Origin of the sequence: Corynebacterium sp. HMSC11D10 (genome assembly GCF_001806995.1) — a bacterium.
Classification (GTDB): Bacteria; Actinomycetota; Actinomycetes; order Mycobacteriales; family Mycobacteriaceae; genus Corynebacterium; species Corynebacterium coyleae.
In genome coordinates this window covers 1-1,478 of record NZ_KV787072.1, presented here as the reverse complement: position 1 = coordinate 1,478, position 1,478 = coordinate 1, and the positions used below count along the sequence as shown (strand labels likewise).

General features: G+C 56.8%; 1 rRNA gene. It reads right to left on the bottom strand.

From position 1 onward, the window contains the following. Positions 1–49: 49 nt before the first annotated feature. Positions 50–1,478 (bottom strand): 16S ribosomal RNA (locus HMPREF3120_RS09120); the annotation flags it as partial.

Sequence of the window (1,478 nt, the reverse complement as noted above, 5' to 3'; positions counted from 1 at the left end):
ACTCAACCACCACACCCACAACTGTGGGCGAAAAATAAAAGCTCCTTAGAAAGGAGGTGATCCAGCCGCACCTTCCGGTACGGCTACCTTGTTACGACTTCGTCCCAATCGCCGATCCCACCTTCGACAGCTCCCATGACAGGCCACTGGCTTCGGGTGTTACCAACTTTCATGACGTGACGGGCGGTGTGTACAAGGCCCGGGAACGTATTCACCGCAGCGTTGCTGATCTGCGATTACTAGCGACTCCGACTTCATGGGGTCGAGTTGCAGACCCCAATCCGAACTAAGGCCGGCTTTCAGCGATTAGCACACCCTCACAGGCTCGCAAACGCGTTGTACCGACCATTGTAGCATGTGTGAAGCCCTGGACATAAGGGGCATGATGATTTGACGTCATCCCCACCTTCCTCCGAGTTAACCCCGGCAGTCTCTCATGAGTCCCCACCATCACGTGCTGGCAACATAAGACAAGGGTTGCGCTCGTTGCGGGACTTAACCCAACATCTCACGACACGAGCTGACGACAACCATGCACCACCTGTACACCAACCACAAAGGGAAAGACCATCTCTGGCCCGGTCTGGTGTATGTCAAGCCCAGGTAAGGTTCTTCGCGTTGCATCGAATTAATCCACATGCTCCGCCGCTTGTGCGGGCCCCCGTCAATTCCTTTGAGTTTTAGCCTTGCGGCCGTACTCCCCAGGCGGGGCGCTTAATGCGTTAGCTACGGCACGAACCCCGTGGAAGGGACTCACACCTAGCGCCCACCGTTTACGGCATGGACTACCAGGGTATCTAATCCTGTTCGCTCCCCATGCTTTCGCTCCTCAGCGTCAGTTACTGCCCAGAGACCTGCCTTCGCCATCGGTGTTCCTCCTGATATCTGCGCATTCCACCGCTACACCAGGAATTCCAGTCTCCCCTACAGCACTCAAGTTATGCCCGTATCGCCTGCAGTCCCGCAGTTAAGCTGCGGGCTTACACAAACGACGCGACAAACCACCTACGAGCTCTTTACGCCCAGTAATTCCGGACAACGCTCGCACCCTACGTATTACCGCGGCTGCTGGCACGTAGTTAGCCGGTGCTTCTTCTCTAGGTACCGTCACTTGCGCTTCGTCCCTAGCGAAAGGAGTTTACAACCCGAAGGCCGTCATCCCCCACGCGGCGTCGCTGCATCAGGCTTGCGCCCATTGTGCAATATTCCCCACTGCTGCCTCCCGTAGGAGTCTGGGCCGTATCTCAGTCCCAATGTGGCCGTACACCCTCTCAGGCCGGCTACCCGTCGACGCCTTGGTAGGCCATTACCCCACCAACAAGCTGATAGGCCGCGAGCTCATCCCACACCGAAAAAACTTTCCACCACAACCTCCAAGAAGTGGTCCTATCCGGTATTAGACCCAGTTTCCCAGGCTTATCCCGAAGTGCGGGGCAGATCACCCACGTGTTACTCACCCGTTCGCCACTCGAGTACCC